Below are 14,448 nucleotides of genomic sequence, written 5' to 3' on the forward strand. Positions count from 1 at the left end.
GCAATATGTCAGCGATCTTCTGCAATTTCATTTTCGTAACAGTATCCATCACGGTCGTCTTGATGGCATGATCTATTTCCATGGCATACCATAGCGCATTATCGCCTCGTATGAATATGCCCGTCCAGTCTCCGTCAAAACACAATGGTCCAGTTTCGATACGAGGCTCCTGAGACGGCAATTGACGAACAGTGTTCATGGTATCCGTTCCTCTATAGATCGTAATCGCTCACAGATCCTCAGGAAATTCGAGGACAGTCCTCGCTTGTCCTGCCATTCTATGGAACCAGCACAGATCAATCCAGTTCCGTCGATCTGTTCTCCATCATCGTCATGCTCGACGGTTTTATGGCAATAAAAGTGCTGCTGGCTAAGGAGGGCGTTCGTGATCTCTTTCCACCTCCCAGGAGGCAGGGACTGTCTTAACCGCAGTCCTTCTCCGGATGAATGGAATGGGCAATTGCTGCACTTCTCATTGGTACGGTATGGCCTCATGATCTTCTATCATCTGAATAGGTCAATCGCTTCTGATTCACACATGGCAGGGGGGGGGTCATGTCATGGACTAAGATGCGAGGCCTATTCTTGAACAGAAACTCCCGCATTCGTTCAGCCGAAGAAATAGGCGTCATGGGGAGTGGTCCGATGCCCTTGGCCCCAGCAATCGTGATGCGATGGATATATCCCTCACCATCGTGATCAATGGTGACCGTGGCTCCTTTGAGTCGCATTGCTCCGGCCAATCCTTCGAGTTCTTTTCGGTCGGTCATCTCGTCGCCTCCTTCTTGCCGCGAATCGCATCATAGACAATCCCGGATAAACCTTTTCCTAGCGCATGCCTCTCGTCTGGGCGAAGGTGAACGAATCTATTCACGATCTTCACGTCATCGTTGAGAACTTTTTGCGCAGCCTCTTGGATAGCCTCTACGGTGATGTTTGATGCGCTTGTCATCTTTAAGGCTACTCGATCAAAGAAAAGCTTCTCTTGTGTGGTCAGTTCACCCATAACTCTCCTTCCATTCTTGCCTTCTCCACACCGGCATAGTTCGTCGTGTGAAGGGCGTTGATTCGCTCCTTGGTCTCCTTGGTCAGATCGTAGACTGGTATCAGCAACTCCGTGGCCTTGTTTCTGAAAATGGCATAACGGGCATTAACGATCCCCATGGGAGGCGTCCACCCCGCAAACTCTCCCCTGGTGAATCGGACCGTCTTCTTGAATGGGAATACTCTCGGGTCAACGCTGTTGTAGGTGTATTTGGCCATGTTCATCTCCTTCCCTTTCTCTCTCTTGGTCTCTCTCATCACACTCTCTAGATAGCACTATATAGAGAGTGTGTCAAGGTGGCCTGTCAAATAATTATGCCCTCACCAGTGCCACATAGAACGGTCGCCCCATGCCCCTATAGATGTACCATCGTTCAGGCATCATCTTGACCTTCGTGTCGGCTTGCGTTCGGTTTGCATACCTGATGGGGCACAGCTCTCCCTTGTAGAGTTTGGCCAATACGGCAACACCGTTTCTCAGTGTCACAGTGGGGTGATCGGTCGTCATGGTTTCGTTCCCTTCTTTCGCAGCTCAAAGCTGGCATTACCGTGAATCCTGAACGTATAGGTCCCATCTCGATTCTCGACGGCGTAGCCCGTCTTAGTTTTGAAATCTGACGGATAGAAGGTGATGGTCCCTTCATAGAAGGTGTTGTCGTCCGTCTTGATCCTGGCCCGCATCCAGTCCGTGTGTCCGTTGTCGTCCATCGGGAATCCGTCCGTGAATGCGAAGGTGCATCGCGCCTCACAGGGCGTCTCGTCGAACCGTTCGAATCATATTCATCGCGTCCTCCCTCAGTTATCATCTCGGTTAGCGATCCGGTGAGCCAATTGCGCTCGAAGTTCTGCACTAGCGTCCCTCCCTGCCGGGGATACCTGGAAGATAGGGGTCGCAAAGGTCAGACAAATGCGCCTCGGACTCACAGGCGGAGCCGCCCGCATGCCAGATGGCGTAGAGGGCAGCAGTGAGGAGGATCAGGCTGAGCGCCAGCATGATCCATTTCCACCAGCGAGGGATGGTGAGGGGGTGGGTGTTCATGTCTAGGCCCTCCCTTCGGCGTTGGCGATGGACTTTTCTAGCCGTGTAATGGCCGATTCAAACGCTTTCCGCTCGGCGTCCCGTTCAGGGGTGTGCCCTGTGCCATAGATCGCCCGCCATTCCTCATAGTCATACTTCGTAGATTCCAGCAACTTCTCCAAGTTGGTCATGGTCTAGCCCATCCCTTCGACGTTGTCTCGCGTTTCGTGCTTCCAAAGAGAGGCGCGGCCCTCCTCGCCTTCAGAATCATCAGGTACGATGAGCACATCTTCAGGGACTATGGATGGTGAGGTGTGCTCGCGGAGCCAGCTCACCAGCAGGTCCGCAATCTCGATGGCTTTGGCTTCTGTTCTCACATCTACACGTACATGATAGCCCATGATTTATGCCTCCCTTTGGCTGGTGATGGTGTCCGCTTCATCCTCGATGGGGGAAAGATCCACTCCAATAGAGGAGGTCATCTGTTGTGTTCATGATTGAGTTCCCTTCTTTCTTTGTCTGGCACCACGTGTTCTCGTAGCATCTATTCACATAGCACTATCATAATAGACAGTCAAGGGCCTGGAGAATAAAATCCTGGCAGCCTTGACATCTATTGCAATAGTACTATATAGATAGTTGCATGATGGATGGACATGGGCAAGGGGACGGAAACGGTGGGGCAAGAAAGGAGGGCGGCACATGATCATGATGTACGTGTTGGCGATATTGATTCGATGGTTTGCGATTGACCCTTATAAAGGATTGGAGGTGACGGCATGAGAACGATTGTGAAGTGGGTGGCGATTGGGATTGGGGTTGCAGTCGTGGTCGCGTTCTTGCTGTTCGCGTTCGCGGTCGTGGCTATGTATTGCTGTGTTCCGCTTGAATAGGAGATGGCCATGTCAATGAAACATGCCAAATTCCTCGTCGTTGCAGTCGTGGTCGTGGCGATAGCGGTCTGTCTCGGGCTGGTGGGCCTTGCGATCAGATCGGTGTATGTCTTTTTTCAAGGAGGATTCTAGCGATGCACACAACATGAAGGGGAGCCATGGGGGTGACAACACCTGCGACAAAACTCGAAGCAGCGACTGCCACCCATGCGTTGAACGGATTTATCGGCACACGCCAACTACAAGCCCTTGATCAACTGTGCAGAGGAGAAGAAAGACAATTCTTCTTCGACATGCTGAAGGGTCTTGCCCAGCGAGTCTGTGCAATGCCAACAGTCTATGAGCAAGATGGCAAAGGCGAACACGCCATGGTCTACCTGCACTATTTCGTCGGCAATCAAGACTGGTACATCATGGAGAAGGATGCAGAGCCGATCCAACATCAGGCTTTTGGATTGGCTGACTTGAGCTATGGAGGAGAGCTCGGGTACATCAGTATTCATGAGCTTATCACCTACAATATCGAACTCGATTTATACTGGGAACCGAAGACACTCGAAGCCGTGAAGACGAAATGAGCGCAATAACCATGCAGAATACAGCGGGATTATCGTTGCATCGCAGACGAAGGATGCGAGTAGACCCGCGCACCCTGGACCATCGTGAAGGTACACGCCGGTGTTCGATACCGCTGCACCATATCGTAGCCATCACAGGTGTAACGACGGCCCCTCTCGGTCTGTTCGAACGGCAGCGGTGACGACGACCATGTGACCGGAAGGTAGTCGTTCACCGTGGCTTCCCTCGTTGCGAGTGTCACGCTGGATCCGCCCATCGCATCACCCATAGACCAGAAAAACGCAACGGTGGAGCGTACGAACAACACGACGGTATTCTTCGGGAAGGACAGCACGTCATCCGCCCATTCAAGGAACGTCGATTCTTTCGCATCCTCATCAGGATCCTCCGTCATATCTTCAAGCATCACGGCTGTCGACACGCCGGCCTGGATGGGTGATAGTGGCGTGCATCCAGGCATGATGGTCATGACCATAAGATAGAGGATTGAATAGATCGTTGAGCGCATGCTGATCATGGATGTTTCGACGATTGCAGGATTAACGCCTGCCGTGTGAGCCGATCCCGCACTTCCGGTCGGTCGAGACATTCGATCTCAGACACGGAAGGGACGGACCTATTGATACCTGACGGGACAGTGCGGACAGACGTAGATCCCATGATGCGGCCAACACAGAAAACCAATGATGGGAGCGTTGGCGCATTAGGCCAGAAGATGATCTGGGTCGTTTGCACTGGCCAGGTTCCTGGCACGTTGATTGAGATGTGATATGCCGTTGCCATCTTCCCTCGCACAGTCACATGCTCAACGTCTACTAGCTGTCCAGCAATCAGCACCTTCTTGTTAATCATGGTTACAGGATCGTGCAACATCTCTCTGACCACGTTCGCGTCTTTCACATCCGCATCCAGGTGATGTTGTTGCATGAATAGCTTCATGAGTGTTGAGTATGGGACATCCTCCGCCATGGCTGCGCCTGGCATTATCGCTAGCATCACGAGCATTGCTCTGACATAGAACCGCGTGGACTGGTACATGCTTCTCTCCTGCCACAGAGCATACCAACCGGTTGATTAGTCGATCAACCATATTCTCGCTTGTCTCTGTATTCTCTCTATTCCAGAGAGAGCCAAAAACGCATGGTATGACAGACCTGTGAATCCTACGGTATCTGAAAACATCAGCGTGACGGCCCCGTTTTGGAAGGCCACTCCTCATGTCGAAGGAGGCAAGCGATGGGTCTATTGTGAGCCAAGCAACGAGGCGACCGACCTCGATAATGAGCGGATGTTGCGCCAAGCGTTGATGGACTCCGCGGACTACTTCTTGTCTAAGGGCAATCTGGACATTGAGCATCTTACCTTGCTCGGTCAACAGAAGGGCATCCAGAATCCTCGCAAATATGAGATTGGGTTTCCCGTCGAAGTAAAGTTTGATGAGGGGCGCACCTTCGTCAAAGGTGAGATCTATCAAGGCACAGGCGAAGAACTCGAACAAGCCAATTTCTTTTGGAAATCCATCACTGAATTTGTACCGTCGATGCGCTGGTTTCCCAGTGTCGGTGGGCATATTCGGGATACGGGCATGATCCACCCCAAGGGCGCGCCCTCACCGGTGAAGGCCATCAAAAAAGTCTATTGGAACAACATCGGGTTTGCGCGTGAGCCCGTCAATCCAACGGTACCCGGCGTGTCCGTGATGGCTATGGGAGCTTTTGCAAAATGCTGGATCGGTGCCGGGTCCACGCTTGAATACACCCCTATCCTCAAAACCATTCAGGCGGGGTATGGCACGAGCTTACCTGATCTGACTGGCGGTGGTGCGTTGCGAAAAGAATCGATGCAGGGACTGGCCAGCTACTCATCGGTCGCCGACAAGCTGGTATCGGCCATGAAGTCTGGGCGCGTCAAGTCGAGCACGTCTCGCTTGACCCCGCAAGATCTCGTCGAGCATTTAATGCAGGAAGAGCAGATGTCTCACGTAGAAGCCGTCGCGGCGGTGCGGCAACTCTTGTCGCATGTGGCTTCAACACGGGCCGCACGGACACTTACACACCAGTCAGTTAGAAAGGAGTCTGTCCATGTCTAAGCAGCACTTGTTTGCAAAGTCCACTTCCGCGGCTGTGGCGGAGGCTGAGACCGGCGAAGAGTTGTTGGGAGAATTTACCGAATCCATGAAGGAATTGGATGCCTTCGTGAAGGCGAATGCCGAGAGCGCACCAATCGTTTCTAAGAGGAAACAGTTCGTGAAAGAGGAAGAGGACGAAGACGACCAGGCCGGTGAAAAGCCGCATGACGAGGATGAGAGCGATGTCATGGGCAAAGCTCAGGAGCGCAATCTTGAGATGAACACGAACGGACAGACCAGCAAGAAAAAGATTGTGCATGCCAAGACCATGGCGAAGTCCGTTGAGACGGACGAGGACGACTCGTCACAGACCTACGACGGCGAAAAAGTCATTGCTGGATTCCAGGAGAGCCTGAACAAGGTGGCCAAGAGCGTGTCTATGATGATGCGTCGGATGGACGAGATGCAGGCGGAGAACGCTAGCCTCACCGTCATGCTGGCGAAGGCCATCAAGATCGAGGGCACGCTCATTAAGGCAGTGGCGGGAGAAATCAGCCAGATCGGCAATACGGGCCGTCCGCGCAAGAGCACCTTGGCGATCTTCGAAAAATCAGCCTCGGGCTCAGTGACCAAAGATGAGAGGCCGGCGTTCGATGGGGCAGACTTCCTGAACAAGGCGGTGGCGGCATCCGCTGCCGGTCGTATTTCTCCGGTCCAGGTGGGCGAGATCCGGCAAATGCTGACCATGAATCAGTCATTGCCTGAGCAATTGGTGAAGCAGGTCGAAGGCAAGTAAGAGAAGAAAAAGGTGGGCCTAGCCTGATCAGCGAAACAGCCGGCGTCCCTCCGGCCCAGGCCCACCCTCCTTTGAGAGAGGGACTTACCGCACGCGGGGAGGTGCCAATGAGGAGCTTTAGATATGTACGGACAACAAGCCACGTTCGGCATTGGCACCCCCAATGTGCCGGGTATGCAGGGTTCCGAGTGGGACGCATTCATGAAAGCCATTACCGCGGGGTATGGCACCGATCTCTCCACCTTGAGCGGCGGTGGCGCACTCCGTATCGAGTCGTTGGAATCGACGCTCATGGCGGTTGTGCAGACCATGAAGGATTTTGCTCTCTTCAACAAGCTGGGCAAAACTCCGGCCACCGCCACGGTCGACGAGTGGATGGAAATGTCGAACGTCGGGCATCGTCTGGGTGGTGCGTTCAATACCGAATTGGGCGCGATTCAGGCCCAGAGCGGGACCTACAACCGGCGTGTGGCGTTCGTCAAGTATTTGATGACGCGGAGGTCCGTGTCGTTCGTGCAGAACGTGCAGCAGAGCTTGATCAGCGCCAAGGCCCAGGAAGAGGTCAACGGAACACTGGAACTGTTGTCCTCGGCAGAATGGGCCTGCTTCGGCGGTGACTCGTCCGTGGTGCCGGCTGAGTTCGATGGCTTGCAGAAAGCGATCGAAGGGGCTGGCAGTGTCGAGAACATCATTGACCTCGGCGGGACCGCACTGGACACCACAGGGTTTCAGGCCGTGTTGAATGCCGCGCAGGTCATTCGCAAGCGCGGGCACTTCGGTCGACCGACCGATTTGTATACGTCAGTAGCCGCGCAGACCGATCTCGATCAGGGATTGGACCCCGCGTTCCGTGTGCCGCTGAATGCGGTCCCCAACGGCGGGATTTCGCTGGGAAGTCCGGTGATTGGTGTGCGCACCTCCTTCGGTGATGTCGCCACGAATCCGGACATTTTCCTGGAGGAAAGCAAGAGTCCTGATGAAACCTTGACGCCTTCCATTGCCACGGCAACAAACCCGACTCCGCCCGTGAGCATGACGGCTGCGGTCAATACTGACGCCGCCAGCAAGTTCACCGCCGCCAATGCCGGCAACTACTACTACCGCGTGGCCTCCATCAGCAACGTGGGAGAATCCACGACTGTGCTCGTGGGGTCAGGACCGATTGCCGTGGCGGCTGGTCAGTCCGTGACGCTCACCATTACGCGCTCCGGGGCGATCGATGAGACCGGCTACATCATCTTCCGTGGTCGACTCAACGGCACCAATGCCGCGGCGGATATGCGCGCGATGCGTCGGATTGCCTACTCGGGATCGGCCACCTCCACCTATGTGGATCAGAACCGAGACATTCCGGGAACCTCCAAGGGATTCGTGCTCAACATGGACCCCTCCTACAACGCGATCAGCATTCGGCAATTGCTACCGATGACGCGCTTCCAACTGTACCCCACTCAGATCGCGGAAGATCCGTGGGCACAGTTGCTCTTCGTGTACCTCAGAGTCACCAAGGCGCTGCAGCACGTCATGATCAAGAACATCCTGCCGAATACGGCGGCTGCCAAGTGGCATCCATTCGGCGCGAACAACGGCGGATAAGTCCGTTGAGTGGAGTGGGTAGGGACTATATGCGGGAGCTCGAACGCTCCCGCATATCACAGGGAACCGCATAGGGAGACACGTTATGAAACGAGTGCTGTGTACTATTCCGAACTGCCCGGACACCATTATGGGCGTGAAATATACCCCAATCGCGGGAGGCATGCTGTCCGATCCGTTGCCAAACGAGGAAGCGGATCGTCTCTGCACGATTAACGGCTATGAGTCGTATATCAATGTCGAGGATGCGAAGGCCTTAGCGGAAGAAGCCTCACAGAAGGCCGTTGATGCCATGCGTGACGCCGATGAGGCAGCCAAGGTCGCTGCGGATCTGCAAGCACAAGAAGAGACCAAAAACGCTGCGTTAAAGGACGGACAGGGCGGCAAGGACGAGAAGAAGGGTAAGGGATCGAAGTAACCAAGCTATACGCGCACGTCGAACGTGCTGATCGGGAGGAAACATCATGCCTCAAGTAGATGTGCTGAACAAGATTACTCGTGGCTCGAAGGTGGCTGGTCTTGGCACCAAGCTCGCCGCGCTGATTGCCCTAGTCAATCAGCTTGCATCCGTAAAGTGCCGTACGCTGAACTCTGCAGGGCTGGCCATTGGTACCGGCTCATTGGCGGCCGTCAAAATCACCACGGCTACTGTCAATGTACTGATCAATTCTGAGTTCAAGTCCATCTCGACTCAGGAAGTGGCATTTACCGCGGTGACGCACAGCATTCCTGCCAACGCGGCCTCAGTGCAGGAAGCCGTCTATGTGTTGTCGGTCCCTATTGGATTGACTCCGATCATCACCATGGGAAGAATTGCTACTGGGGCTGGCAATGCCGTGGCCCCGTCCGCTCCCGCCAATCACGCGGTGCTGGGACAGGTGCGTATTGCAGTTGCGGCGGGGGCCACACCGTTTACAGCGGCCACGACCTTGCTCAATGCCGGAGCTGTGACCGTGACCTACACCAATCTCGAAATGTTGCCGATCACGGCTCCAATCGTCGACGTACTGGTTTAGGCACATATGGCGCTTCCCGTCACGAAGACTGGCATTCTGCCGAATGACATTCGGAGTGATTACCTGTTCGGCCTGATTCAATCAATTAGGCCGAACAGTGATTTCTCTGAGGTGTATCTCCTCAATAAACTTCGACAGGCCGAAGACGCGATCGAGCGTGACCTCGGAATTCTCCTCCAAACGCAAGTGATTGTGAGCGAGGGAGTACCTGGATTAGCAGAGGGCGTTGTCGGCGCGAACTGCGACATTGCTGAGCCGGCCTATGATTACTCGTCAGATTTCTATGACGGAGAACGCTGGGGGTCGATTCGACTTCGGCGCTATCCCGTGCAGTCGGTGCAATCAGTCGTCTTTGCCTATCCCAATATCAACAGCGTGGTGTTTACCGTGCCGTCCTCCTGGATTCGCCTAGACGGACCATTCGGCTTGATTCGATTGGTGCCGGATAGGGTGGCGATTTACGCCAGCTTCACATCGTACCTGCTCTCCCTATTTGCAGGAGGGCGAGGGGTCCCACAGTCGCTCTTTGTGAATTATACGGCGGGGTTTGGCGGTGGGACGAAGATGATCGTCAATGACACGGATCTTCTGGAACACGTCAAGCGCACGGTAGTCGTCGAGATTGCGCGTGATGCGATGCTGCCCAATTCGCTTTCCAACTCGGCAGACGGGATCTCGCAGAGCATTAGCGCCTCGCTCAAGGATTACCGTGACGAGATCAAGGAAGATCGGAAGGTCTTTCGCGAAAAAATAAAAGGCGTCCGCATGGTGGTCTGCTAACTCCGAGTCAGTTCCTGAATGCAAGGGCCCTCCATGGTTGGCTTCAATGTCAGTAGCCTTAACAATATGTTGTTCAGCCTGGGACAGACGGCGCTCTGGCAACAGGCGCAACTATGTCCATGCCGCAATGCCTCAACGGGAGGAGCCAATGTGAAGGACCCGGTATGCGGTGGCACGGGATATTTGTGGGCCGCCCCCATCGCCTGCTCAATCGCCGTCGAGGGGATGACCACCCATCGTGAGTATGCCATGACCACCGAGTGCGAAAAGGGAGACCTGGTCGCAACGCTGCCCTCGAACTCCCCCGCGTATCAGGCCGGCGAATATGATCGCCTGACGCTCACGCAATCCAGCATTCGACTGAACCATATATTGGTGCGAGGCACGAATGACAAGCTGCGGTATCGATCGCCTATTGCCATTGCGCAAGTCTTCGGCCTCGTCAATGGCGTCAAGACATTGTTGCTGCCGACAGCGGACTATACGTTGTCTGGACAGACGATTGTGTGGAATAGCCCGAGGCTTCCCGTGGGGAGTCAGTACAGCGTGCTCTATACCGCCAATCCAGAGTATTTCGTCTACAAGGAATTGGTGATGGATCGCCCGCACGGTGGGCGGTCGCTGCCTCGTAAGGTGCATTTGCGGCTCATGGAACTCTTCGGGCGGGCCATCGCATGAACATCCCTGTCACGATCCAGTTAGTGACCACGATGCCAGCTGGCCTCGAACGGCTCTTAACGGAGGGTTTGCGACCGGAAGATGCCGCACGCTTGTTCCCCAACACCATTCGTCGGCTCTCGCAACTCGCCCAGGTGGGGGTAGATTTGTGGAAGGAAAAGGCCCGCTCGATTGCCGGAACCGAGGGCCGTCCACTCACAGCCGGGAGCGCAGGATCACCGATGGTGCGTCTCGATCGCAAGGGATACGAGGACAGTATTGTGCTCGGGTCGTCAGTCGCACAGTCGAATGGCCTGAGCATCGAGATCTATAGCGATTCACCACAGGCGATGCCGATTGAAGAGGGCAGTACGATCATTGACCTGCATGCCGTCCTGCCGTATGCCAGGAAAGTTAAGATGAGCAAGTCCGGCAAGCGGTATCTCAGCATCCCCTTTCGGCATGCGACGACCGAACCAGGAGGCCGCGGAGGATCCCGTTTCCAATCGGTCAGCAACCGCTGGGGGTCGAACGTGCTGCCGCCCCAAGTGGTGGCCGCCATGCGAAAGAAGACCCCGTCGACCATCATCGGGACCACGACACGTCCATCCGTGAATTATCCAGGTCAACACGTGAAGCAGAACCTCTATAGCCCACATCCTGGCAGGCTCACACCGAACGAGTTGCGTCGGCTGGGCCTGAGCCCGCTCTTTCCGGCAGGTCGGAAGCTCGTCGGGCTCATGCGAACGGGCGCACAGGGACATTCATCGTACATCACTATTCGCACGCTCTCTGAGGCGAATCCTGAGGGATGGAGGATTCCAGCGTATCAGGCGCAGCATGTGGCCAGTGCAACCGCACGCGGCCTGCAAGCCCTGTCAAGCGATTGGTTTGATCAGGCGATTCGTGCCGACCTGGATGCCGTACTGCACACGATTGACGGTGGCGCATGAATCCAGTCACCGTGCAACAGGCTACCCCATTCGCGTTTGGCGGAGCCGTGAGTCTGGCATGGATCAATCCGTTGGATCTCACCTATGATCACGTCAAGATCCTGCGGAAAACCACGGACACGATCAGTGGGCCCACTGACCCGAGCGCGATCGTAATCTACACGGGCAGCGGCAACGTGTGTGCGCCCTATCGCGGGATCTTCATGCCGGTGGATGACGTGACGCTCGCGCGCTACCGGAAGGTCCTTGACGTTGTCACCGTGGGGTATGGTACCACCTATTACTATGCCATCTTCGCCTGCAATCTAGATGAAACCGACATCTCCGTCGCCGCACTGATCCAGGCTAGAACGCCTAACGTGTCGGCCTTTGAGGAAATCGACATCCTGCAACTGCTCATCGACTATATTAACCCGTACATGAATGCACAGATTGTGGCAGACTCGCTCGCCCTGCGTGATGGGCAAACGATCAACGTGCTGAATGGGCCACCGTTGCTGGATTGCGCGACTTGGCCTATGGTCTCCGTCCACCTGGACGATGATCACCCCTCAGATTTCTCCATTGGTGATGTGGTTGGAACCGATGATGTCACGGGCGATGCCGTCCTGCATCGACGCGGCTATATGTCGGATGCGTCAATCTCTGTCGTGGGATGGACGGATAACCCCGATGTCAGGAAGTCCCTCTATCGCAATCTCAAGGGCTGTCTCATTTCCGTGCGGCAACTCCTTGAACAGCTCGGGTTTATGAATATCGTCGTGTCGGGGCGCTATGCTGAAGATTTCGAGAGCTATGGCCTGCCCCTGTTCTTCGCCTTATTCACGATAAAGGGTAACCTAGTCACAAGTGTGCGTGAGGTGCCGTCAGAAGGCGTCATTGCGACCATCGATTTGCAGGTGCCTGTCCTGTCGGCCATTCAGACTGAATAAGGGGGGGGGTACCAGTGGCAAGGGAACAACCAAAATACTCGGGCGACGATGCCGACAATTCTGTGCCGGAGAAAGACCGAGCGGACGTGATGACCGTGCGCGATTATGCACGAGAGGCCAAGGTCAGCCCGAGCTTGCTGGCAGGATTCCTGTCAACACTCACGAGTCAATCCGGACTCCATTGGCGCACGCGAGGCGAGTGGAAGACGGTGCTTGAGACGTTTGCCAACGCTCCCGCGTAGTCGTTGGCGTAGGAACTAACTTACCGGTCAGTCTATAGTTCGATCTGAAGAAGGAGGCGGCAATGAGCAAGGGTATTTACTTCGGTGCGCGCAGCATCGTTAAGCCTGGGGCCTACTCAGTGGTGAATGCGTCCGAGATGGTGCCGAATCGTCTTGGGGCAGCCAACACCATCGCGGTAATTGGTCAAGCGACCGGTGGGAAACCGCGCACCTTCACGAAGGTCGGTTCGCCGGCTGATGCCGCGAGCCAGTTGCGGAGCGGGGTGCTGCTCGATGTGATGAACAATATGTACGACCCCTCGAACGAAGTGCCAGGGGCTGGTGATGTGCTGTATTACCGGCTCAACCTGGCCGTACAAGCGGCACTCAGTGTACTGGATGCTGGAGCGGTGGCCGTGCTCAATCTCACTGCAAAAGATTACGGTGTGCATACAAACCAGATCCGCACGAAGATTGAGGCAGGATCGATCAGCGGTAAGAAAATCACGATCAACGATGTCTTGGATACCGTCAATTACGAGATGGGCGACAACCTGGGCAATGCCTTCAGCCTCCAGTATACGGGTGCCTTGTTCGCCTGCCGTCTCTCGATCACCAAGACGGGTGATGTGGCCACGGCGCTACTTCTGCAGACTCAGGCCGCAAGCGGGGCTGATCCATGGGTGACCATGGCCTCGGTCGATCTGACCAATTCTTCCTTGGCGACGATGGGCATGCTCACGCGCTACCTCGCGGGGCTACAGAGCATGACGGTCACCATTCTCGGTGATTCGAATGAGCCGGTCGGGGATCTCGATGCCGTCTCTAATCAAAACGTGAAGTCAGCGGCATATACCGCGACGGCGAACATCGGAGCCATCGTCAATTGGGTCAATCGCAACTCCCAACTGATGACGGCGGCTCGGGTCGCGTCGGCAGTCAATGTGCCGGCGAACGTGGGCTACACGTTTATGACCGGTGGGAGCGAGGGGGCGGCTCCGTCGAATAGCGATTGGCAGGCTGCGCTCGATGCCTTGTTGTCAGTCGAATGCAACCTTGTCTTTGTGTGTTCGGAGAGTGCGGCCATTCATGCCATGGCGCTCTCGCACTGCAATACGGCCTCGGACGTGAAGGCGCGAAAAGAACGTATGTGCTTCGTCGGTGGGGCACGCGGGGAAACCGTGAGCCAAGTGGTAACGAGAGCGCAGGGCCTGGCCGGAGCTCGTTCCGTGCTCTGTTATCCTGGTGTGAATCAGATCGACCTCCTCTCAGGCAACATCGTGAACCGGTCTTCTCTGTATACCGCGGCCTTGGTATGCGGGATGGCCGGTGGAATTCGACCTGAAATCCCGCTGACCTTCAAGACCGTCAACGGCACGGTGCAGGGGTTGGAAACAGACCTGCAATTGGCTGACATCGAGACCTTGCTCACCTATGGCGTGCTACCAGTTGAGCATGTCGCTTCTGATGGTATTTTCCGTATCGTGCAGGGCATCACCACGTACCTGGTCGATGACAATGTGATCTGGCGCAAGGTGGCCGGCGTGCGAATCGCGGACTATCTGAATTCACAGGTTCGCAAGGCTGTGAGCCGCTATATCGGGAGGGTAGCCGATCAGCGCACGGTGACGAGCATCCTCAATACGGTCGTGTCGACGCTCTCGCAGTTGACGCGCTCGGCTACGAACCAGACAGGGGTACTGACGGCTGGCAACAAGCCGGACGGATCGCCGGAGCCGGCATTCAAGAACGTGCAGGCCGTATTCGATGGGTTCGACTTGGTCGCAGTGAGCTACATGGCGCATCCGGTGGGGGAAGTGGGCTATATCACGATCACGGCGGGATTGACGCCCACGCAGATCGTGGCCAATTAACCCGCCGATCACAGGCGTGCA

General features: G+C 55.5%; 23 protein-coding genes. 13 read left to right on the plus strand and 10 right to left on the minus strand.

Features of this window, described 5'->3' with window-relative positions; genetic code table 11:
• Nucleotides 1-491 precede the first annotated feature (491 nt).
• The 8 genes from Q7U76_12970 to Q7U76_13005 form a co-directional block, all read right to left on the minus strand.
• On the minus strand, nt 492-770 hold the full coding sequence (locus Q7U76_12970; GenBank protein MDO8357295.1) for a hypothetical protein: 279 nt from the start codon (nt 768-770) through the stop codon (nt 492-494).
• A complete protein-coding gene (locus tag Q7U76_12975) occupies nt 767-1,006 on the minus strand; it encodes a hypothetical protein (protein MDO8357296.1) in 240 nt (79 codons plus the stop codon). The genes Q7U76_12970 and Q7U76_12975 overlap by 4 nt, the downstream gene beginning before the upstream one ends.
• Nucleotides 994-1,263 (minus strand): hypothetical protein, encoded by a 270-nt coding sequence (locus Q7U76_12980; GenBank protein MDO8357297.1) that lies wholly within the window; start codon nt 1,261-1,263, stop codon nt 994-996. The genes Q7U76_12975 and Q7U76_12980 overlap by 13 nt, the downstream gene beginning before the upstream one ends.
• Nucleotides 1,264-1,357: 94 nt before the next feature.
• Entirely contained in the window at nt 1,358-1,552 is a 195-nt protein-coding gene (locus tag Q7U76_12985; GenBank protein ID MDO8357298.1) for a hypothetical protein, read from the minus strand.
• The gene (locus tag Q7U76_12990; GenBank protein MDO8357299.1) at nt 1,549-1,752 is read right to left on the minus strand and encodes a hypothetical protein; all 204 of its coding nucleotides are present in this window, start codon (nt 1,750-1,752) and stop codon (nt 1,549-1,551) included. Before Q7U76_12990 ends, Q7U76_12985 begins: the two co-directional genes overlap by 4 nt.
• 142 nt (nt 1,753-1,894) lie before the next feature.
• Entirely contained in the window at nt 1,895-2,083 is a 189-nt protein-coding gene (locus tag Q7U76_12995; protein ID MDO8357300.1) for a hypothetical protein, read from the minus strand.
• 2 nt (nt 2,084-2,085) lie between these two features.
• Nucleotides 2,086-2,253 carry a hypothetical protein gene (locus tag Q7U76_13000; GenBank protein MDO8357301.1) on the minus strand — a complete coding sequence of 56 codons (168 nt, stop codon included), beginning with the start codon at nt 2,251-2,253 and terminating at the stop codon, nt 2,086-2,088.
• A 3-nt stretch (nt 2,254-2,256) separates the two neighbouring features.
• The gene (locus tag Q7U76_13005; protein MDO8357302.1) at nt 2,257-2,463 is read right to left on the minus strand and encodes a hypothetical protein; all 207 of its coding nucleotides are present in this window, start codon (nt 2,461-2,463) and stop codon (nt 2,257-2,259) included.
• A 501-nt stretch (nt 2,464-2,964) separates the two neighbouring features.
• Between Q7U76_13005 and Q7U76_13010 the strand changes: the two genes are divergently transcribed.
• Both Q7U76_13010 and Q7U76_13015 read left to right on the plus strand, forming a co-directional pair.
• On the plus strand, nt 2,965-3,087 hold the full coding sequence (locus Q7U76_13010; protein ID MDO8357303.1) for a hypothetical protein: 123 nt from the start codon (nt 2,965-2,967) through the stop codon (nt 3,085-3,087).
• A 26-nt stretch (nt 3,088-3,113) separates the two neighbouring features.
• Complete coding sequence (locus Q7U76_13015; GenBank protein ID MDO8357304.1) at nt 3,114-3,533, plus strand: hypothetical protein; 420 nt, start codon at nt 3,114-3,116, stop codon at nt 3,531-3,533.
• Nucleotides 3,534-3,562: 29 nt separating this feature from the next.
• Here the strand turns inward: Q7U76_13015 and Q7U76_13020 are convergent, their stop codons facing one another.
• Both Q7U76_13020 and Q7U76_13025 read right to left on the minus strand, forming a co-directional pair.
• Complete coding sequence (locus Q7U76_13020; protein MDO8357305.1) at nt 3,563-4,051, minus strand: hypothetical protein; 489 nt, start codon at nt 4,049-4,051, stop codon at nt 3,563-3,565.
• Entirely contained in the window at nt 4,048-4,473 is a 426-nt protein-coding gene (locus tag Q7U76_13025; GenBank protein MDO8357306.1) for a hypothetical protein, read from the minus strand. The genes Q7U76_13020 and Q7U76_13025 overlap by 4 nt, the downstream gene beginning before the upstream one ends.
• 217 nt (nt 4,474-4,690) lie before the next feature.
• Here Q7U76_13025 and Q7U76_13030 point away from each other — a divergent pair, with 217 nt between their 5' ends.
• From Q7U76_13030 to Q7U76_13080, 11 genes are all read left to right on the plus strand, one after another.
• Nucleotides 4,691-5,623, plus strand: a complete 933-nt coding sequence (locus Q7U76_13030; protein MDO8357307.1) for a hypothetical protein — start codon at nt 4,691-4,693, stop codon at nt 5,621-5,623.
• Nucleotides 5,616-6,398 (plus strand): hypothetical protein, encoded by a 783-nt coding sequence (locus tag Q7U76_13035; protein MDO8357308.1) that lies wholly within the window; start codon nt 5,616-5,618, stop codon nt 6,396-6,398. The genes Q7U76_13030 and Q7U76_13035 overlap by 8 nt, the downstream gene beginning before the upstream one ends.
• Before the next feature lie 123 nt (nt 6,399-6,521).
• A complete protein-coding gene (locus Q7U76_13040) occupies nt 6,522-7,994 on the plus strand; it encodes a hypothetical protein (GenBank protein MDO8357309.1) in 1,473 nt (490 codons plus the stop codon).
• Nucleotides 7,995-8,079: 85 nt separating this feature from the next.
• Nucleotides 8,080-8,412 carry a hypothetical protein gene (locus tag Q7U76_13045; protein ID MDO8357310.1) on the plus strand — a complete coding sequence of 111 codons (333 nt, stop codon included), beginning with the start codon at nt 8,080-8,082 and terminating at the stop codon, nt 8,410-8,412.
• A 46-nt stretch (nt 8,413-8,458) separates the two neighbouring features.
• Nucleotides 8,459-9,010: a hypothetical protein gene (locus tag Q7U76_13050; protein MDO8357311.1), complete on the plus strand. Its 552-nt coding sequence runs from the start codon at nt 8,459-8,461 to the stop codon at nt 9,008-9,010.
• A 6-nt stretch (nt 9,011-9,016) separates the two neighbouring features.
• Entirely contained in the window at nt 9,017-9,790 is a 774-nt protein-coding gene (locus Q7U76_13055) for a hypothetical protein (GenBank protein MDO8357312.1), read from the plus strand.
• A 66-nt stretch (nt 9,791-9,856) separates the two neighbouring features.
• Nucleotides 9,857-10,468, plus strand: a complete 612-nt coding sequence (locus Q7U76_13060; GenBank protein MDO8357313.1) for a hypothetical protein — start codon at nt 9,857-9,859, stop codon at nt 10,466-10,468.
• The gene (locus Q7U76_13065) at nt 10,465-11,400 is read left to right on the plus strand and encodes a hypothetical protein (protein ID MDO8357314.1); all 936 of its coding nucleotides are present in this window, start codon (nt 10,465-10,467) and stop codon (nt 11,398-11,400) included. The genes Q7U76_13060 and Q7U76_13065 overlap by 4 nt, the downstream gene beginning before the upstream one ends.
• Nucleotides 11,397-12,332 (plus strand): hypothetical protein, encoded by a 936-nt coding sequence (locus Q7U76_13070; protein MDO8357315.1) that lies wholly within the window; start codon nt 11,397-11,399, stop codon nt 12,330-12,332. Before Q7U76_13065 ends, Q7U76_13070 begins: the two co-directional genes overlap by 4 nt.
• Nucleotides 12,333-12,346: 14 nt before the next feature.
• Complete coding sequence (locus Q7U76_13075; protein MDO8357316.1) at nt 12,347-12,574, plus strand: hypothetical protein; 228 nt, start codon at nt 12,347-12,349, stop codon at nt 12,572-12,574.
• Between the two features lie 62 nt (nt 12,575-12,636).
• Nucleotides 12,637-14,427, plus strand: coding sequence for a phage tail sheath subtilisin-like domain-containing protein (locus Q7U76_13080; GenBank protein MDO8357317.1), 1,791 nt, complete (start codon nt 12,637-12,639; stop codon nt 14,425-14,427).
• Nucleotides 14,428-14,448: the final 21 nt, after the last annotated feature.

The sequence above is a fragment of the Nitrospirota bacterium genome (genome assembly GCA_030645475.1).
Lineage (GTDB): Bacteria > Nitrospirota > Nitrospiria > Nitrospirales > Nitrospiraceae > Palsa-1315.